This is a genomic window from Aeromonas sp. s10, assembly GCF_040907975.1.
In the GTDB taxonomy this organism is placed as follows: domain Bacteria; phylum Pseudomonadota; class Gammaproteobacteria; order Enterobacterales; family Aeromonadaceae; genus Aeromonas; species Aeromonas caviae.
Genome location: NZ_JBFOCV010000013.1, coordinates 23,750 through 42,063, shown reverse-complemented (window position 1 = coordinate 42,063; position 18,314 = coordinate 23,750). Strand labels below are relative to the sequence as shown.

General features: G+C 58.6%; 15 protein-coding genes and 1 tRNA gene. 8 read left to right on the top strand and 8 right to left on the bottom strand.

What is annotated here, in order from left to right; translation table 11 throughout:
- Positions 1-15 precede the first annotated feature (15 nt).
- A tRNA-Asp gene (locus AB5Y59_RS03945) sits at positions 16-92 on the top strand.
- Positions 93-243: 151 nt separating this feature from the next.
- On the top strand, positions 244-1,080 hold the full coding sequence (tcdA, locus tag AB5Y59_RS03940; protein WP_128297217.1) for a tRNA cyclic N6-threonylcarbamoyladenosine(37) synthase TcdA: 837 nt from the start codon (positions 244-246) through the stop codon (positions 1,078-1,080).
- Positions 1,081-1,101: 21 nt separating this feature from the next.
- On the opposite strand, the gene AB5Y59_RS03935 is transcribed toward tcdA, so the two are convergent.
- The gene (locus tag AB5Y59_RS03935) at positions 1,102-1,536 is read right to left on the bottom strand and encodes a SufE family protein (protein ID WP_180344851.1); all 435 of its coding nucleotides are present in this window, start codon (positions 1,534-1,536) and stop codon (positions 1,102-1,104) included.
- Between the two features lie 13 nt (positions 1,537-1,549).
- Positions 1,550-2,770, bottom strand: coding sequence for a cysteine desulfurase (locus AB5Y59_RS03930; RefSeq protein WP_139737567.1), 1,221 nt, complete (start codon positions 2,768-2,770; stop codon positions 1,550-1,552).
- Positions 2,771-2,922: 152 nt separating this feature from the next.
- Between AB5Y59_RS03930 and rep the strand changes: the two genes are divergently transcribed.
- Positions 2,923-4,935 (top strand): DNA helicase Rep, encoded by a 2,013-nt coding sequence (gene rep / locus AB5Y59_RS03925; RefSeq protein ID WP_010672424.1) that lies wholly within the window; start codon positions 2,923-2,925, stop codon positions 4,933-4,935.
- Here the strand turns inward: rep and AB5Y59_RS03920 are convergent.
- The 5 genes from AB5Y59_RS03920 to AB5Y59_RS03900 form a co-directional block, all read right to left on the bottom strand.
- Positions 4,922-7,225 carry a bifunctional diguanylate cyclase/phosphodiesterase gene (locus tag AB5Y59_RS03920; protein ID WP_049636418.1) on the bottom strand — a complete coding sequence of 768 codons (2,304 nt, stop codon included), beginning with the start codon at positions 7,223-7,225 and terminating at the stop codon, positions 4,922-4,924. The two genes, rep and AB5Y59_RS03920, sit on opposite strands and share 14 nt — an antisense overlap.
- Before the next feature lie 84 nt (positions 7,226-7,309).
- Positions 7,310-7,762, bottom strand: a complete 453-nt coding sequence (locus AB5Y59_RS03915; RefSeq protein ID WP_039041132.1) for a cytochrome c5 family protein — start codon at positions 7,760-7,762, stop codon at positions 7,310-7,312.
- 219 nt (positions 7,763-7,981) lie between these two features.
- A complete protein-coding gene (tdh, locus tag AB5Y59_RS03910; protein ID WP_368211504.1) occupies positions 7,982-9,007 on the bottom strand; it encodes an L-threonine 3-dehydrogenase in 1,026 nt (341 codons plus the stop codon).
- 89 nt (positions 9,008-9,096) lie between these two features.
- Positions 9,097-10,287, bottom strand: coding sequence for a glycine C-acetyltransferase (locus tag AB5Y59_RS03905; protein WP_049636419.1), 1,191 nt, complete (start codon positions 10,285-10,287; stop codon positions 9,097-9,099).
- A gap of 183 nt (positions 10,288-10,470) precedes the next feature.
- Positions 10,471-11,115, bottom strand: a complete 645-nt coding sequence (locus AB5Y59_RS03900) for a TetR/AcrR family transcriptional regulator (RefSeq protein WP_010672429.1) — start codon at positions 11,113-11,115, stop codon at positions 10,471-10,473.
- 154 nt (positions 11,116-11,269) lie between these two features.
- On the opposite strand from AB5Y59_RS03900, the gene rfaD reads away from it, so the two are divergent.
- Genes rfaD through AB5Y59_RS03875 form a run of 5 tightly spaced genes read left to right on the top strand, consistent with a single transcriptional unit; the run spans position 11,270 to position 17,185 of the window.
- Entirely contained in the window at positions 11,270-12,229 is a 960-nt protein-coding gene (gene rfaD, locus AB5Y59_RS03895) for an ADP-glyceromanno-heptose 6-epimerase (RefSeq protein WP_039041134.1), read from the top strand.
- A gap of 49 nt (positions 12,230-12,278) precedes the next feature.
- On the top strand, positions 12,279-14,039 hold the full coding sequence (locus AB5Y59_RS03890; RefSeq protein ID WP_223920210.1) for a polysaccharide deacetylase family protein: 1,761 nt from the start codon (positions 12,279-12,281) through the stop codon (positions 14,037-14,039).
- A 19-nt stretch (positions 14,040-14,058) separates the two neighbouring features.
- Positions 14,059-15,348 carry an O-antigen ligase gene (locus tag AB5Y59_RS03885; protein ID WP_103260984.1) on the top strand — a complete coding sequence of 430 codons (1,290 nt, stop codon included), beginning with the start codon at positions 14,059-14,061 and terminating at the stop codon, positions 15,346-15,348.
- A complete protein-coding gene (locus tag AB5Y59_RS03880) occupies positions 15,329-16,078 on the top strand; it encodes a glycosyltransferase family 25 protein (RefSeq protein WP_182951417.1) in 750 nt (249 codons plus the stop codon). The genes AB5Y59_RS03885 and AB5Y59_RS03880 overlap by 20 nt, the downstream gene beginning before the upstream one ends.
- Before the next feature lie 21 nt (positions 16,079-16,099).
- On the top strand, positions 16,100-17,185 hold the full coding sequence (locus AB5Y59_RS03875) for a glycosyltransferase family 9 protein (protein ID WP_103261201.1): 1,086 nt from the start codon (positions 16,100-16,102) through the stop codon (positions 17,183-17,185).
- Here AB5Y59_RS03875 and AB5Y59_RS03870 read toward each other — a convergent pair.
- Positions 17,151-18,215, bottom strand: a complete 1,065-nt coding sequence (locus AB5Y59_RS03870; protein ID WP_368211505.1) for a glycosyltransferase family 9 protein — start codon at positions 18,213-18,215, stop codon at positions 17,151-17,153. The two genes, AB5Y59_RS03875 and AB5Y59_RS03870, sit on opposite strands and share 35 nt — an antisense overlap.
- Positions 18,216-18,314: the final 99 nt, after the last annotated feature.

Sequence of the window (18,314 nt, the reverse complement as noted above, 5' to 3'; positions counted from 1 at the left end):
AAGCTAACCGAATGCGGAGCGGTAGTTCAGTCGGTTAGAATACCGGCCTGTCACGCCGGGGGTCGCGGGTTCGAGTCCCGTCCGCTCCGCCACTACTTAAGAAGCCCAGTCGAAAGACTGGGCTTTTTTTCGTTTTCGATACCGCACTCCTTTTCTCTCACTCACATCAACACCACCATCATCCGATCATCGCCCCTGAGAGAGGTTGCCGCTATAATGGCCGCCCTCAAGCAAGGTGGTGGTATGAAAGCAGAGTATCTACAGCGATTCGGGGGCATAGCCCGTCTTTATGGTCAGAGTGCGCTGCGTTCCTTCAGCCAGGCGAAAGTCTGTGTGGTAGGGATTGGTGGCGTCGGCTCCTGGGCGGCCGAGGCGCTGGCTCGGGCCGGTATCAACCAGATCACTCTGATCGACATGGATGACATCTGCATCACCAACACCAATCGCCAGATCCACGCCATGCAGGGCACGGTCGGTCGCCTCAAGACGGAGGTGATGGCCGAGCGCATTCGAGCCATCAACCCGGATTGCGAGGTGATCGAGGTGGATGACTTCGTTACCGCCGACAACCTGGGCGAGCATATCAAGCGGGAGTTTGACTATGTGGTGGATGCCATCGACTCGGTCAAGGCCAAGGTGGCGCTGATTGCCTTCTGCAAGCGCAACAAGATCCCGGTGATTGTGGCGGGCGGCGCCGGTGGGCAGATGGACCCCACCCAGATCACCGTGGCCGATCTGGCCAAGACCATTCAGGATCCGCTGGCCGCCAAGGTGCGCTCCGACCTGCGCCGACAGCACAACTTCAGCAAGAATCCGGCGCGCAAATTCGGGGTGGAGTGTGTCTTCTCAACCGAGCAGCTGAGTTATCCGGATGGCAATGGCGGCACCTGCCAGGCCAAGGCGGCCAGCGACGGCAATATGAAGATGGATTGCGCCTCCGGCTTCGGTGCCGTGACGCCGGTGACGGCGACCTTTGGCTTGGTTGCTGCGTCTCGGGTATTGAAGAAGATTGCCGAGCGGGGAGCCCGCGCCGAGAAAGAGGCCGGAAATGAAGGCGCAGGGTCGATTGGCGAAGCCTGATCGACCACTGGACAAGGCGGATTAGACGGCCAGCCCCCGGATTGCCAACACGATAGCTCTGAGCCCGTTGCCCCGCGACGGGCTCAAGTGTTTCTCCAGCCCCAGTTCGGTGAAATAGTCCTCCATGTCGAAGGAGTGGATCGTCGCTGCAGATTGGTGGTTGAGCGCCGCCAGTACGATGACAATCAGACCGCGCACGATGCGGGCATCGGAATCGCAAGCAAAGTGCCAGTTGCCATCCTCACCTTTCTCTCCTTTCAACCAAGCCTGGCTCTCACACCCCTTGAGGCGAAATGCCTCCTGCTGCCATTCGCCGGGCAGTGCAGGCAGCAGTTTGCTGAGCTGGATGATGAGTCGGTACTGGTTCTCCCAGCCGTTTGCTGCCGCAAACTGCTGACGGATGCTATTTGCGTCGGGCTCAACGCCTATCCGGGTGTAGGTTGCGAGGCTGTTCATTGGATTGTCTGCCTTAGAAGAAGTCACGGAGTTTGTGCAGGGCGGCCAGCAGGGCGTCGACATCGTCCCGATTGTTGTAGCAGGCCAGGGAGGCACGCATCGTGCCGCCGATACCGAGCGATTCCATCAGCGGCATGGCGCAGTGATGGCCGACCCGCAGGGCTATGCCCTGCATGTCGAGCAGGGTGGCGGCGTCCTGTGGGTGGATATCCTCCAGCAGGAAGGAGATGGCGCCGGCGCGCTGACCGGGGTCGCCGACCAGACGCAGCCCTGGCACCTGTTGCAGTCCGGCAACCAGATAGTCGGTCAGCGCCGCTTCATGGCTGGCCAATGAATCCTTGTCCTGCTCCATCACAAAGCCGATGGCTGCGGCCAGGCCGATGGCGCCGGCAATATGGGGGGTGCCTGCCTCGAATTTGAAGGGCAGGGTGTTGAAGGTGGTGCCGCTGAAGCTGACCCTGTCTATCATCTCGCCGCCGGCCTGCCAGGGGGGCATCCGCTCCAATAGCTCAGTGCGGCCCCACAGCACGCCGATCCCGGTCGGGCCATAGAGCTTGTGGCCGGAGAAGGCGTAGAAGTCGCAGCCGATAGCCTGCACATCCACCACGAGATGGGCCACCGCCTGGGCGCCGTCGATGAGGCTCAGGGCCCCGACCGCCTTGGCCGCTGCCACCATCTCTTTGACTGGATTGACGGTGCCCAGGGCATTGGAGACGTGAGCCACGCTCACCAGTCGGGTACGTGGTCCCAGCAGGGCCAGATAGGCAGCGATGTCGAGATCGCCCCGCTCATCGAGGGGGATGACCCGGATGACGGCACCGGTACGCTGGGCGACCAGCTGCCAGGGGACGATATTGGCGTGATGCTCCAGGGTGCTGAGCACGATTTCATCCCCCGCCCTCAGCTCGCTCATCCCCCAGCTCTGGGCCACCAGATTGATCGCCTCCGTGGTGCCACGGGTCCATATCACTTCGTGGCTGCGAGGGGCATTGATAAAGCGGGCAACCGTCTCGCGGGCATCTTCGAAGGCGCGTGTGGCCCGGCCGCTCAGGGCATGGGCGGCGCGGTGCACGTTGGCATTGTCGGTCCGATAGTAGTGATTGATCGCATCCAGCACGGCTTGCGGTTTCTGGGTGGTGGCGGCGTTGTCCAGATAGACCAGAGGGTGGCCGTTCACCTCCTGCGCCAAGGCTGGAAACTGGCCGCGCAGCCGGTCGTGCTGTTGCTGATTCATGCTCCCCTCATCTCGTCTGGAAAAGTCGGTCATGATCCGGAAAATGGCGGGTAAACACAAGATGAAGTGGCGGGATCCCGTGCCCGGTTTCGGCTGCCTGCGGGATCTCTGCTACAATGCCGCCCCTCATCATAAGCCAAGAGATCCGGCCCATGAAGCTCAACCCCAATCAGAACGAAGCGGTCAAGTATGTCTCCGGCCCTTGCCTGGTGCTGGCGGGTGCCGGATCGGGCAAGACCCGCGTCATCACCAACAAGATTGCCTATCTGGTACAGCAGTGCGGCTACAACGCACGCAACATAGCGGCGGTCACCTTTACCAACAAGGCGGCGCGGGAGATGAAGGAGCGGGTCGGCCAGACCCTGGGTCGCAAGGAGGCGCGGGGGCTGATGGTCTCCACTTTCCATACCCTGGGGCTCGAGATCATCCGCCGCGAGCACAAGAGCCTGAACCTCAAGGCCAACTTCTCCCTGTTTGATGACACCGATCAGCTGGCGCTGCTCAAGGAGCTGACCGAGGCAGAGCTCGACAACGACAAGGACAAGCTCTCGGCCCTCATCAGCCAGATCTCCAACTGGAAGAACGATCTCATCCTGCCGGCTCGCGCCATGCGCATCGCCCACGGGCCGGAAGAGGTGCTGATGGCCCAGCTCTACGAGCGCTACCACCGCCAGATGGTGGCCTACAACGCGCTGGATTTTGACGACCTCATCGTGATGCCGACCCTGCTGCTCAAGAGCAACCAGGAGGTGCGCGAGCGCTGGCAGAACAAGATCCGCTATCTGCTGGTCGACGAATACCAGGACACCAACACCAGTCAGTACGAGCTGGTGAAGCAGATCGTCGGCGAGCGGGCCCGTTTTACCGTGGTGGGGGATGACGACCAGTCCATCTACTCCTGGCGTGGGGCCAAGCCGCAGAACCTGGTGCTGCTGAACGAAGATTTCCCCAATCTGCGGCTCATCAAGCTGGAGCAAAACTACCGCTCCAAGCGGCGCATCCTCAAGTGCGCCAACATCCTGATCGCCAACAACCCCCACGTCTACGACAAGGCGCTCTTCTCCGAGCTGGACGAGGGGGTGAAGCTCAAGGTGCTGTTTGCCAAGAACGAGGAGCACGAGGCGGAGCGTATCGCCGCCGAGCTGATGGGCCACAAGTTCATGAACCGCACCCGGTTCAAGGATTACGCGATCCTCTATCGGGGCAACCATCAGTCGCGCATCTTCGAGAAGGCGCTGATGACCAACCGCATTCCCTACCGTATCTCGGGCGGTACCTCATTTTTCTCCCGCACCGAGATCAAGGACATCATGGCCTACCTCAAGCTGCTGGTGAACCCGGACGAGGACACCGCCTTCCTGCGGGTGGTCAACCTGCCGCGCCGCGAGATAGGCCCCACTACCCTCGAAAAACTGGGCCAGTACGCCAACCAGCGTGGCAAGAGCCTGTTTGCCGCCAGTTTCGAGCTGGGGCTGGAGCAACACCTCTCCGGACGCGGTCTATCCGCCCTGCAGGCCTTCACCAACTGGCTGGTGAGGCTTGGCGATCAGGCGCTGCGCGGCAATCCGGTGGAGGCGGTACGGGACATGATCAAGGAGATCCATTACGAGGAGTGGCTCTATGAGACCTCCCCCAGTCCGAAGGCGGCGGAGATGCGGATGCAAAACGTCTCCACCCTTTATCGCTGGATCAGCGAGATGCTGGAAGGGGATGAGCTGGAGGAGTCGATGACGCTGGCTCAGGTGGTTACCCGGCTCACCCTGCGGGACATGATGGAGCGCAACGAAGGGGAGGATGAGGCGGATCAGGTGCAGCTGATGACATTGCACGCCTCCAAGGGACTGGAGTTTCCCTATGTCTACATGGTGGGTATGGAGGAGGGGCTGCTGCCGCACCAGACCAGCATCGACGAGGACAACGTGGAGGAGGAGCGGCGCCTCGCCTACGTGGGGATCACCCGGGCCCAGACCGAGCTGACCTTTACTCTCTGCAAGGAGCGCCGCCAGTTTGGCGAGTCGGTGCGGCCGGAGCCGAGCCGCTTCCTGCTGGAGCTGCCCCAGGATGACCTGGAGTGGGAAAACCAGAAGAAGGTGACGGCCGAGGAGCGCCAGCAGAAGGGGCAGGTTGGTGTCGCCAACCTGCGGGCCCTGTTCAAGAAGGATTGAGGTCGGAAGGCTTGGTCTCTCGAGAAGCCTGACCCAGCAGAGGGGGAATATCGGCTCCCGGCAGCGGGGGCGAGATATGGCGCCCTTGCCCGAGGGCGCAGCCAAGCTCGATGAGCTTTTGCAACTGCTGCTGATTTTCGATCCCCTCGACCACCAGGGTGAAGTCGAGGTCCTGGCAGATGTCCCGCATGGCACGGATAAGCGCCAGATCCTTGGGGGAGTTCAACATGCGATGGGTGAAGCTGTCGTCCACCTTGATGTAATCCACCGGGAAGTGAAACAGGGCGTTGAGGGAAGAGAAGCCGGTGCCGAAGTCATCCAGGCTGACCTGGATCCCTTTCGCCCTCAGTTCATGCAAGGCAGTGAGGGAGTCGGCACTCTGCCGGGAGAGCTCGCGTTCGTTGAACTCAAAGATGAAACATGCGGGGATGACACCCTCCTCCTCCATGATGGTGAGCAGTTGCATGATCTGCTCGTGGCTGGCCAGGTGCTTGCCGGAGAGGTTGATGGCTATCCTGAAACGACCGACCCCGGAGGCGGGTTGCCAAAGCTTCAGTTGCTGGCAGGTGCGCTTGAGGATCTGGCGGTCCAGATCCTGAATGAGGCCGCACTGTTCCGCCAGAGGAATGAAGTCGAATGCATCCTTGAGCTCCCCTTCCTCCGTTATCCAGCGCGCCATCACCTCCAGTCCGACCAGGCGGCTGTCACACAGCCTGATCACCGGCTGGAAGTAGGGCACAATCCGCCCTTCCCGCAAGGCTCTGAAGAGCCGCTCTTCCGGTGACCCCGCCTGTTCGGTACAGGCCTCCGAATACATGACGATGCGGCTGCGGCCGTTGCGCTTGGCCTGGTACATGGCGAGGTCTGCCTGGTGCAGCAGTTCACTGACATCGGCCGTTTGCTCCGTCACACTGGCGACCCCCAGACTGACGGTGATGGTCAGTTCGTTGCCCTGGAGCCGGAACGGATGGCCGATACGGCCAATCAGGCGATTGAGCACGGGGCTGATGTCCTCTTCCCGCTGGCTGTTGTCCAGATAGATGACGAATTCGTCCCCTCCGAGCCTCGCCACCATGTCATTTTGCCGGATGCAGCCTTGCAGCCTGCTGCCCAGCTCCTGCAGCAACTGATCGCCAGCACTGTGGCCCAGGGCGTCATTGACCTGCTTGAAGTGATCCACATCGACGAAGATCAGGGTGAAGCCGGCTGTCTGGTAACGGCGGTAGCGGGTCATGGCATGATGCAGGTGATTCATCAGCAGCGCCCGGTTTGGCAACTGGGTCAGCGGGTCGTGCAAGGCATTGAACTGGAGCCGCCGCTCCAGCTCCTGATGATGCTTGAGCCGTTTCTGCAACCTCAAGTTGGTTTGGCGCAGCTGTTGGAGTCGCTGGTTGATGGACTCCTCCGAGTTGAGCTCATCGAGTTGCTGTCGCACCCTTTTGAGCTCCAGCAACAGGGTCAGCTGATGGCGCAGGAAATCGAGGAACAGCCTGTCATCGGTTTCCAGAGGCCGGGTCATGTTGAGGATGAGGTGGGCAAAGTATTGCTGCTGCTGGCGCAGGGGCAGGCTGTACCAGTAAAGCCCCTCTTCATGGCGCTCTACGCTGTTGGTGCTGTGGCACATGGCCCGAATGATGTCATCGTCGTATGTCAGGTGTGGTGGATAGAGTCGCTCCAGTCGCTGGTTTTCCAGCCGGATCAGCAACATGTCGCTGACCGAGAGCATCTGGCGCAACACAGCTTCCAACTGGGCAAACAGGGCATGCTGAGGCAGGTTGTGAGCCAGGCGCATCACTCGGCCGATCTTCTCGATTTTCTCCTGCCACTGGGGATCCCGCTGCATGAGAGGGGAGGCCTGCCCCGCCAGCTGGGTACCGGTCTGGGTTTCGTGCAGGCGTTTGGCCAGGCACTCCAGCAGCAGCCTCAGGGTGGGTGCCTGCTCCGGGGTGCTGCGTGCCAACAACCACTGCACGTCGATATGCTCCACAGGCTGCACGCACCAGCCCTGACCTTCATCGAGCCGGGTGAGCTGTTCGGTGAGGCGAGGTTCTTCCCGTCCCAATTGTTGTTTGAACACGTCGGGAAGCTGATAGGTGTAGCGCCAGTTCAGCCCCCCGTCGGCCAGCCCCAGCATGGCGAAATGTTGCAGAGGGCAGAGTGTGTCCAGCAGGCCGACCAGTCGGGCGTAATCCTCGGGGGAGGCAATGCCGGGGGCGGGGAAATCCATGATGGAGGAGACGACCGCCAGCAAGGAGTGCGAGTCTGGCGGTGTGGTGGGCTGAACTGACATGCAACACTCCCGAAAAAACTTACCTTCAAGCGTAGTCGGAAGTGATGGGATTGAAAGGGCTGCAAGAGGAGCCCTTTCAATTACTTAGAGCTTGTCGATCATGTAGTGAATGGCGTTCTCGATCTCTTCGTCACTGCAGGTGGCGCAGGTCCCCCGCGGTGGCATCATGCCAGCCTTGCCGGTGAAGCCTTCGATGGCGTGTTTGCGCAAGGTGTCGAATCCCTGGGCGATGCGTGGCTCCCAGGCGGCCTTGTCACCTCGCTTGGGGGCGCCGGCGGCACCGGTATCGTGGCAGGCGAAGCAGGCACCCTTGAACACGGTCTCTCCGTCACGTGGGCCGGAGGAGGCTGCCGCAGGCGCGGCCGCGGCGGTCGCAATGCCTTCCAGATCCTTGGCGGTATAAACCTGGCCAACCGGGGCAATACGCTCGGCGATGGCCTCTGTCGACATGTCATCGGCGGCAAGGACGGCGCCGGACAGAGTGGCGGCCGCCATCCCGGCAGCCAGCAAATAGCTCAGTTTTTTCAACACGCTCATGTACTCCCAGCAGGCTCTTATTATCCCCAGAAAACGACGGGATTATAACCGAATAGTTACAGCCATTTAAACGCTTGTGTGTGAAGTGTTAAGCAATCTGCAAACAAAGTGGTAGAGCGGGAAGGGGTGATCCCACATAAAAAAACCCGGCATGCGCCGGGTTTCGTGAGGCTGAACAAAAGAGGGCGCGCTGATTGCCCAGACGCCCCTCGCGCGTCGTCAATCCCAGTTCAGGATCACCTTGCCGGACTTGCCCGAGCCCATGGCTTCGAAGCCCTGCTGGAAGTCATCGATATGGAAATGGTGGGTGATGATGGGGCTGAGATCCAGGCCAGACTGGATGAGGCTTGCCATCTTGTACCAGGTTTCGAACATTTCGCGGCCGTAGATCCCCTTGATGAAGAGTCCCTTGAAGATCACCTTGCCCCAGTCGATGGCCATGGTGGAGGGAGGAATGCCGAGCATGGCGATTTTGCCGCCGTGGTTCATCTTGTCGATCATGTCCTGGAAGGCGTTGGGCACCCCGGACATCTCCAGCCCCACATCGAACCCTTCGGTCATGCCGAGATCTTCCATGACATCGGAGAGCTTCTCCTTGGCTACGTTGACGGCACGGGTGGCGCCCATCTTGCGGGCCAGTTCCAGCCGGTATTCGTTGACGTCGGTGATCACCACGTGACGGGCGCCAACGTGACGGCAGACGGCAGCGGCCATGATGCCGATGGGGCCTGCGCCGGTGATGAGCACGTCTTCACCCACCAGATCGAAGGAGAGGGCGGTGTGCACGGCGTTGCCGAACGGATCGAAGATGGCGGCCAGCTCATCGGGGATGTTGTCCGGCAGCTTGAAGGCGTTGAAGGCCGGGATCACCAGGTATTCGGCGAAGGAACCCGGGCGGTTCACACCCACACCAATGGTGTTGCGGCACAGGTGGGTGCGACCGGCACGGCAGTTGCGGCAGTGGCCGCAGGTGATGTGGCCTTCGCCGGAGACGCGATCGCCGATGGCGAAGCCGCGCACTTCCTGGCCGACGGCGACCACCTCTCCCACATACTCGTGCCCCACCACCATGGGGACGGGAATGGTCTTCTGGGCCCACTCGTCCCAGTTGTAGATGTGCATGTCGGTGCCGCAGATGGCGGTCTTGCGGATCTTGATGAGCAGATCGTTGTGGCCGAGCTCGGGAGCCGGGACATCGGTCATCCAGATGCCGACTTCGGATTTGAGTTTGGAGAGTGCTTTCATGACAGATTCCTCACGGCGCCATGCCGGGTACAGAGGGTAATAAAATGGGGCCCAACCTTGGCCCCCGTTTTAATCAGCCAGCCATGTGATCAAATCACACCGAGCTCGCGACCGATGCGAATGAAGGCATCGATCGCCTTGTCCAGTTGCTCCCGGGTATGGGCGGCGGACATCTGGGTCCGGATGCGCGCCTGACCCTTGGGTACCACGGGGAAGGAGAAGCCCACCACGTAGATACCGGCGTCCAGCATGCGGCTCGCCATCTCGGCGGCCAGTTTGGCATCCCCCAGCATGACCGGAATGATGGCGTGATCGGCACCGGCCAGGGTAAAGCCGGCGGCGCTCATGCGCTCGCGGAAGTAGGCACTGTTCTCCTTGAGGCGGGCACGCAGGTCGTGACCCTCGGCCAGCATGTCGATCACCTTGATGGTGGCCGAGACGATGGAGGGTGCCAGGGAGTTGGAGAAGAGGTAGGGACGGGAGCGCTGACGCAACCAGTCGATCACCTCTTTCTTGCCGGAGGTGTAGCCACCGGACGCGCCACCCAGCGCCTTGCCCAGGGTACCGGTGATGATGTCGACCCGTTCCATCACCTCGCAGTATTCGTGGGTGCCGCGGCCGTTCTCACCGATGAAGCCGACGGCGTGGGAGTCATCCACCATCACCAGCGCATCGTACTTGTCGGCCAGATCGCAGATGGATTTGAGGTCGGCGATGACGCCATCCATGGAGAAGACGCCGTCGGTGGCGATCAGCTTGAAGCGGGCGCCGTCGGCATCGGCCTGCTTGAGCTGGGCTTCCAGTTCGGCCATGTCGTTGTTGGCGTAGCGATAGCGCCTGGCCTTGCACAACCGCACCCCATCGATGATGGAGGCATGGTTGAGGGCGTCGGAGATGATGGCGTCTTCGGCACCGAAAAGGGTCTCGAACAGACCGCCGTTGGCGTCGAAGCAGGAGGAGTAGAGGATGCTGTCTTCGGTGCCGAGGAAGGCGGACAGCTTCTGCTCTAGCGCCTTGTGCTGGTCCTGGGTACCGCAGATGAAGCGCACGGAGGCCATGCCGAAGCCGTGGCTCTCGAGCCCCTGATGGGCGGCGGCAATCAGGTCGGGGTGGTTGGCCAGCCCCAGGTAGTTGTTGGCACAGAAGTTCAGTACCTGCTCGCCGCCCACCGCAATCTGGGCCTGCTGGGCCGAGGTGATGATGCGCTCCTGCTTGTATAGCCCTTCCGCCTTGACCTGTTCGAGCTGTTCGGTCAGGTGACGATAGAATCCGTTAGACATCCTCGGTCCTCATTGCTGTATCGACTGTGTTATCAGGATCCCGGGCCGTGCAACCCGCACGGTTCGGCGTCGTCACGGTCGCGACGAAACGCCGACAGACCCTAGAATGGGCAACATTTTACTGTAATCCCTGCGTATAAATTCAAATTTTTATGCTGATAATCAACAATTGTGAAACAGATCTCACCCGGCTGGTTGGGCCAGTTGGTGATAATGTTGCTCCAGTTGATGTATCTGGGGGGCCACCTGTGGCTGCACGTAGGGTCGCAGCAAAAACAGCACCCGCAAGACCCCCTGGTAGAGCAGGGGTTTGGTGATGCGGGTGGCCGGGGCCTGGGCGATCTGGAACGGGATCCAGCAGGTGACGACCATCTTGATGGTCTGGCCGAGATCCGGCAGGTCTTCATCGCTGACGGCGATGATGCCGCCTTCGCGCAGGCTTCTGAGCAGCGTCTCCACGGTGGCACGGAGCTGCTCCTGTGCCTTGAGGTATTTCTGCTGCAGCAACTCGTCGCGACTCAGGATGTCCGGCAGATTCGCGTAGAAGAAGCGGAACTGCCACATCAAATAGAAGATGGCATCCAGGTAGCCCATCAGATCCTCCAGCCGGATCTCGCTGCTGCGGATCGGAGTGAAGCTGTCGCTCAGGTGGCGGGCGTACTGATCGAAGATGGAGTGGATGATGTCTTCTTTGTTTCTGAAGTGGTAGTAAAGGTTGCCCGGGCTGATGCCAAGGTGTGCGGCAATGTGGTTGGTGGTAATGTTGCGCTCGCCCTGATCGTTGAACAGCTCGGTGGCGCTGTGGATGATCCTGTCTCTGGTCTTCATCGCTGGTCCCTCTGCCGGGCCCGAAGGGGAAAAGTCATCGAGGTCGAATCCCCTTGCGGCCCGTGATAAACTTTTCGGCAATTTCAAATTGGCCCACTATACACAGCTTTAACAGGCAGTCACACGGGGCCACAACGTACGCGAGGCAAACTCCATGATCGTAGTAACTGGCGGTGCTGGCTTTATCGGCAGCAATCTGGTCAAGCAGCTGAACGCTCAAGGACGGACCGATATCGTGGTCATCGATGACCTGACCGACGGCACCAAGTTCGTCAACCTGGTCGACCTCACCATCGCCGACTACATGGACAAGGACGAGTTCCAGGCGCGGATCGTCTCCGGTGACGAATTCGAGGAGTGGGATGACGGCATCGAGGTGATCTTCCACGAAGGCGCCTGCTCCGCGACCACCGAGTGGAACGGCAAGTTCATCATGGAGGTCAACTACGAGTACTCCAAGGATCTGTTCCACTACTGCATCGAACGGGAAATCCCCTTCATCTACGCCTCTTCCGCCGCGACCTATGGCGGGCGCAACGACAACTTCATCGAAGATCCCAGGTTCGAGCAGCCCCTCAACGTCTACGGCTACTCCAAGCAGTTGTTCGATCAGTACGTGCGTCGCTGGATGCCGGAGATCAACTCCCAGGTGGTGGGTCTCAAGTACTTCAACGTCTATGGTCCCCGCGAGCAGCACAAGGGCTCCATGGCGTCCGTGGCCTTCCACCTCAATACCCAGGTGAAGCAGGGTGACAATCCCAAGCTGTTCGAGGGCTGTGACGGCTTCCCGGATGGCGGCCAGATGCGCGACTTCATCTACGTGGACGACGTCTGCAAGGTGAACCTCTGGTTCTGGCAGAATCCGCAGCACTCCGGCATCTTCAACTGCGGTACCGGCCGGGCTGAGCCGTTCCAGAACGTGGCGGAAGCCGTGATCAGGCATCACCAGAAAGGCGCCATCGAATACATTCCCTTCCCGGATCACCTCAAGGGTCGCTACCAGAGCTTCACCCAGGCGGATCTCACCAAGTTGCGCGGCGTCGGCTATGACGGCGAGTTCAAGACTGTGGCCGAAGGCGTGGCCGATTACATGGCCTGGTTGAACCGGGCTTGATCCCCCTCTGACGGGTGGCTCTGGCCACCCGTCGATCGGATGCGCTTGCATGAACATATTGATGGCTCTCTCCCAGCTCGAAGTGACGGGCGCGGAGGTCTATGCCACCACGGTCGGCAACGAGCTGACCCGCCGTGGCCACCAGGTTTTCTACGTCTCTGACACCCTGACCAAACCGACTCTGGGGCCGGTCTTTCGGTTGCGCTTCAACAAGCGCAGCATCCTGCGCCGCTTCTGGCACGTCTTCTATCTCATCTATCTGATCCGCAAGCACAGGATCCAGCTTGTACACGCCCATTCGCGCGCCTCGGGCTGGAGCAGCTACGTCGCCTGCAAGCTGACCGGCACCCCCATGATCACCACGGTGCACGGGCGCCAGCCGGTACACGCCTCCCGCAAGGCATTCCATGCGCTGGGCTATCGGGCGGTGGCGGTGTGCGAGGATATCGCCAGCCAGATCATCGACAACCTGGGGGTGGACCCGGCCATGGTGCAGGTGCTGCGCAACGGCATCGAGACCGACAAGTTCCAGCCCGTGCCGATACCGGACAACGACAAACCGGTGATCGCCATCATTGGTCGGCTGAGCGGTCCCAAGGGGGAGCTCTGCTACCGGTTGCTGGACGAGGTACTGGATCTGGAAGCCTGCCGGGTGCGCGTCGTCAGCGGTACCCAGGTGCCGGCGCGTTTTGCCCGTTTTCAGGACAAGGTCGACTTCGTCGGTTATGTGGACGATGTGCCCGCCCTGATGGCGGGCTGCGATCTGGTGATCGGTGCCGGTCGGGTGGCGATGGAGGCGCTGCTGTGCGGTCGTCCGGCGTTTGCCATCGGCGAAGCCAGGGCCATCGGTCTGGTGACGGAGCAGAATCTGGACGAGGCGCTCGCCAGCAACTTCGGCGACATCGGCCCCAGGGATCTGGCCATCGATTTTGCCGGTCTGAAGGCGCAGATCCCTTCGGCGCTGGCCTCCAAGGTGGTGCCAGACCCAGTGCGCCAACGGATCCTGCAAGAGTATGATTTGCAAGGCGTCGTGACCGGGCTGGAATCCGTCTATCAGGATGCCGTGGTCGAGACCCTGCGCCGGGAGATGCCGGTCATCATGTATCACCGCTTCATCGAGCACGAGAGCGAAAAGGGGGTGCATGGCACCTGGCTCCCGGTCGCCATGTTCGAGAAGCACCTCAAGCTGATGAAGTGGCTGGGCTACGAGACGCTGACATTTGCCGACCTGGCGGAGAACGGGTTCATCCACCGGCTGCAATACGGCAAGAAGTACCTGATGATCACCGTGGACGACGGCTATCGGGACAACCTCACCCGCATGCTGCCGCTGCTGGAAAAGTATGGCTACAAGGCGGTGGTCTATGTGGTGACCGGTGAGGATCACAATCGCTGGGATGTGGAGCACCCGACCCACCCCGATACCCCGGTGACCCTGATGACCCCGGAGGAGATCAAGGCGCTGGTGGCCTCCGGTCATGTGGAGATCGGGGGCCATACCCTGACTCACCCCCGCCTGAGTACGCTCCCCCCAGAGGAGCAGGCCCACCAGATCCAGGCCAACAAGGCCTGGCTGGAGCAGTTGCTCGGCCATCCCCTGATCTCGTTTGCCTATCCTTACGGGGATCTGAACGACAGTGCAAAAGCCCAGGCCGTTGCCGCCGGTTATCGCTATGCTGTGGCCACCAACAGCGGCCCCAGAGCCATGCACCGGGATCCGTTCCAGATCCGCCGGATCGCCATCTTCCCCCGCACCGACATGTTCGGTCTGTGGCGCAAGATCCGTGGCAACTATGTCTTCAGAAAATAAGACCGTTACAGAGAAGAGCATGTCCTCAAGTACAGATTCGTCGGCCCGCCAGGGTTTGTTTAAGTTGTCTTGTGACCAAGTCTTGCCTTGGGTGGTGCAACTGTCAGCCTTCTTGTTTGGGGCATTGTCGTTGTCTGTTTCAAGTGGGTACTCTTATGGGCCCGCCGTATTATTGTTAGCCAGCCTTTACTTTATGTGTACGAAGAGGCGTGAGTCCTGGGCAATGCCTCGGGAACTCAAGCTAATTGGACTCGGTTTGTTGCTCTATTTTCTGGTTATGTCTCTTTCTGTGTGGCTGGATGGAGGTAAGTTCAGTGAGATTGATAGGGCAAGCAAGGCGCTGATGGCGGCTGCCATATTGCCTTTAGTGGCCTGCATGCCGGTACGCCTCAATATATTGCTGTCGGGTTGCGGTATTGGTGCCATTCTTGCGTTTGCCATCGCTATCCATGACAAGTTCTTTTTGGCTTATGAGCGAGCATTTGGCGATGTGATGCCAATTCAGAGCGGCAATATTGCCATGTCACTGGGATTGTTTTGCCTCTGTGGTTTGTTGTGGGCGCAGAAGAAGGGGAAGCTGGCTTTCGCACTTTTCATGCTGGTGGGAACCTGTGCCGGCATGGGCGCCAGCTTTCTCTCGGGTTCCCGTGGTGGCTGGGTGATGCTCCCCGTCATCTTGATCACTATCGCAATGTTGTTTAAGGAGTGCCTTTATCGTAAGGGAACCCTGATTATGGTGATAAGTGTTCTTCTTTGTGGTGTTTTCTTCGTTGTTCAGCCAGAGAGTGGCGTGGAAAAAAGAATTGAGCTGGCGCAGCGCGATATCAGCCAGTATATGGACAAGACAAATCTCAACACTTCTCTCGGTATCAGGCTGCAGCTATGGAAAAGTGCTTGGCAAAGTTTCACAGAGAAGCCACTGTTTGGCTGGGGTAACCATGGGATAAGAGAATCACAGAAGGCACAATTGGAACAGGGGAAGATAACTCAGTTTATTTTCAACTTCAATTCTCATGCCCATAATCAATTTCTCGATGAAATGGCTAAACGTGGCATTTTGGGGCTGGGTTCCTTGTTGTTCATGTTGATTGCTCCTGTGCTTATAGTGAGGAGGAAATTGCGCCAGCCTCATAATATCGATGTGCATTGTGGGGCCACCTTGCTTATTGTTACCACGTTCTCATCTATTGACTATTGCCTCAGTCAGGCGTTCTTTGGCCACAATTCCGGTATCAGTTTCTTTGTCGCGTCGTTGGTTATGACAGCATCCATCGTCTTTGGGAGTCAAAATGAAGATTCGCGTCATTAGTTTGGCGACATCGATTGTCCGACGAGAAAAAATATCTCGTGAACTATCTTCGTTTGGACTGGACTTTACATTTTTCGATGCTGTGAACGGACTCACAACGGAGATAAAAGAGTATGATAATGCTCAACGAATGTGGGAAAAAGGACATGAACTGACAAAGGGAGAGCAGGGGTGTTTTTCAAGCCATAGATCACTTTGGAATGAGTGCTTACGTTTGGGGGAACCGTTGCTCATTATGGAGGACGATATTGAGTTCTCTGCTGATATTAAATCTGTCTTGAGTGAACTGAAGGGTCTATCCAGAGAGTTTGAGTATATTCGGTTAGGGCGTGGGACTTGTAGCTCTTTGCCGGGGATCGGTCCGTGGATAGATATGTTAAAGATAGATGAGAGTCATTCAGTTGTGAAATATATGACGGGCCCCAGTTGTGCTCATGCTTATATTATCTCTCCAGTTGCCGCCTCAAAATTTTTATCCGCATCGGAAACATGGTTTTGGCCGGTCGATGACTTCATGGATAAAGAGTATTTACACAAGGTCAATAATTATGGTGTCGAGCCACCATTGGCATGGCAAAGCGGAGAGGACTCAGATATCGGGGCTAGAGTGAAGCCAGCCTCAAGAAATATAATCGGTCGAATTCGAAAAGAGTATTACAGGGCCAAGGAGCGATTTTTTAATGACATATATAACTATGTCTTTTATATAAAAATAAAAAACAAAATGTAGATTTATGGAAATGGGTTGCTCATGCAGATATTAGGCTTTTTACAACATGCAAGAGATCGCATTCGTCGATACCTAGGCATCAAACTATTTGACCGCATCAACATAAACTCTAAACCTGATAACGGACCTGTAGTGATAATCCGCTGGGATGCCAAATTGGGCGATAGTATTATCTCCTCTTGGGTTCCCAGAGAGATTCGATGTGCTCAACCGGAACGTGAAGTCTGGATTGTGACCACTCCTGACGTCGCGCCACTCTTTCGCGAACACTTCAAGGCTGACAAGGTCATAGAGGTGCCCAAGCGCCCCAGTTATGGTGAATTGAAACGGCTGGCCCATCGCTTGGGAACTGTGGGTTATCTGGTTCATCTCGGTAAGCAGCTCAAGATGAAGGACATCTACTTCCTGACCCGAGTCGATGCCTCTCATATTGTGGGAATGGACGATAGTCTGGCTTGCGTTGATATCAAACTAGGGAAGGCTTCAGCAGGCTTGCACTTCGCCGACAAGTTTTCTCTTCTGTTATCCAGGATGGGCATTACCAATCCCGATACCCGCTATATAGTGCCAATGGACACAGCATGGGAGACAAAGCTTGCAGAGTGGTGGCCAGTGAATCAGAGGGTTATCGCTTTCAATCCTTATGGTAGCGGGCGCTCGCGTCGATTGCAGCCTGAGCAGATAGTCCCCATGCTGGAGAGCATGTTGGCGGCTTGCCCCCATCACTTGTGTCTGCTCTTTCCTGCTGGAATGGAGCAGGAGGTCTCAGCTCTGAAAGCCCGCGTGTCGGCACCTGAGCGAATCCTGATCTCGCCAGAGGTCCCTTCTCTGGGAGGCCTGTTTACTCAGATGCGTCATTGCCAAGGGCTGGTTTCGGTGGACACAGCCACCATCCACATAGCGACGGGGCTTCAATTGCCAGTCTTGGGGCTTTATAACCCCGATATTGGTGGTGGTAGTGAAAATTTCACCGAATGGCATCCAAACCAGGCTGATGCGGTCGTGATTTTTTCCAAAAACGTGCTGCAGCAGGAGATCAATTCTCTCGATCTCGATGAGTTCGCAGAAGCGTTCAGGGGGTGGGTGTCTGCCATCCGGGCAGGGTGAGTAGACGAGTCTTCACCAGCTCCGGCGTAATTGCGCGGAACAGGGCCTCATCGAAGAAGTCCTTCTCCTGGGTTGGCAGCTGGAAATCCTCTCCCTTGGCATCGAAGATATCGATGGCTTGATAGCGGGGGTGGTTCACCGGGTTGGCGATGATCTTGTCGCCACCAGGCGCCACTATGGTCAGCAGCGGCAGATCGATGGCCTGCGCCATATGGCGCGGTCCGGTGTCATTGCCGACGAAAAGCTGGCAATGGGCGAAGAGCCCCACCAGCTCCCGTACCGAGCGGGTCTGAACATGGTCAAACACGCTGGCCTGCAGCGCTTCTGGCAGCAGCGGCTTCAGCCCCCGGTTGTACTCCTCTTCCCCCGGTCCGCAATAGACCAGGATCTGGGCATTGTGCTCCTCGATGAGCCACTGGGCGACTTTGGCGAAGCAGTCGATGGGCCAGCGCTTGTAGTGACCGAGGGAGTTCACTCCCATGGCGATGAGTGGCCGGGTCGGGTCGACGCCAGCGGCCAGCAGGGTCTCGCGCCCCCGTTGTCTCTCCGCGTCGCTGAGCCAGAGATAGTAGTTGCGATCCTCCCTGGCGAGGCCGAGGGGCTTGAGCAGTGAAAATCGGTCGTCCACCAGGGTGCTGTTGCCCTGATGCTCGGTGTCATGGCGAAAGCGCACGATGCGGTTGTGGCCCAGGCGCCATGGGAAAGAGTCGAAGCCGATCCGCAGGCGGGCGCCGGAGAAGAGGCAGGTGAGCAGGCCTATCATCTGGCCCTGGCTGTTGATCACCACATCGTAGCGCTCGCGGCGAATGCCCAGCAGCAAATCCTTCATGTAGCGCCACTCGTTGCGGCGCGCCTTCTCGATGACGATCAACCGATCGATGTTGGGGTTTCCCTCTGCCATGCCCGCGCAGTAATCCATGACCAGATAGTGAACTTCCCCGGCAGGGTCGTGCTGCTTGAGGTTGTTGCACAGTGCGGTGGAGATCAGCACATCTCCTATCTGTTTGGTTTGTACTACCAGGTATTTCATGGAAAGGGCCTCGAGCGAGGTCGGGTTGAACATCAGCGCATCAGCATATCGTACTCCCCTGTCAGATGCTGCCGCTATGGGGTGAAAATCCGATCCAAC

Coding starts and splice junctions, on each gene's coding strand:
- tdh (WP_368211504.1), bottom strand. CDS start 9,007: ATGAAAGCACTCTCCAAACTCAAATCCGAAGTCGGCATCTGGATGACC.
- AB5Y59_RS03875 (WP_103261201.1), top strand. CDS start 16,100: ATGCAGATATTAGGCTTTTTACAACATGCAAGAGATCGCATTCGTCGA.
- AB5Y59_RS03920 (WP_049636418.1), bottom strand. CDS start 7,225: ATGTCAGTTCAGCCCACCACACCGCCAGACTCGCACTCCTTGCTGGCG.
- AB5Y59_RS03870 (WP_368211505.1), bottom strand. CDS start 18,215: ATGAAATACCTGGTAGTACAAACCAAACAGATAGGAGATGTGCTGATC.
- AB5Y59_RS03900 (WP_010672429.1), bottom strand. CDS start 11,115: ATGAAGACCAGAGACAGGATCATCCACAGCGCCACCGAGCTGTTCAAC.
- rep (WP_010672424.1), top strand. CDS start 2,923: ATGAAGCTCAACCCCAATCAGAACGAAGCGGTCAAGTATGTCTCCGGC.
- AB5Y59_RS03885 (WP_103260984.1), top strand. CDS start 14,059: ATGTCCTCAAGTACAGATTCGTCGGCCCGCCAGGGTTTGTTTAAGTTG.
- AB5Y59_RS03905 (WP_049636419.1), bottom strand. CDS start 10,287: ATGTCTAACGGATTCTATCGTCACCTGACCGAACAGCTCGAACAGGTC.
- AB5Y59_RS03890 (WP_223920210.1), top strand. CDS start 12,279: ATGAACATATTGATGGCTCTCTCCCAGCTCGAAGTGACGGGCGCGGAG.
- AB5Y59_RS03935 (WP_180344851.1), bottom strand. CDS start 1,536: ATGAACAGCCTCGCAACCTACACCCGGATAGGCGTTGAGCCCGACGCA.
- AB5Y59_RS03915 (WP_039041132.1), bottom strand. CDS start 7,762: ATGAGCGTGTTGAAAAAACTGAGCTATTTGCTGGCTGCCGGGATGGCG.
- rfaD (WP_039041134.1), top strand. CDS start 11,270: ATGATCGTAGTAACTGGCGGTGCTGGCTTTATCGGCAGCAATCTGGTC.
- tcdA (WP_128297217.1), top strand. CDS start 244: ATGAAAGCAGAGTATCTACAGCGATTCGGGGGCATAGCCCGTCTTTAT.
- AB5Y59_RS03930 (WP_139737567.1), bottom strand. CDS start 2,770: ATGAATCAGCAACAGCACGACCGGCTGCGCGGCCAGTTTCCAGCCTTG.
- AB5Y59_RS03880 (WP_182951417.1), top strand. CDS start 15,329: ATGAAGATTCGCGTCATTAGTTTGGCGACATCGATTGTCCGACGAGAA.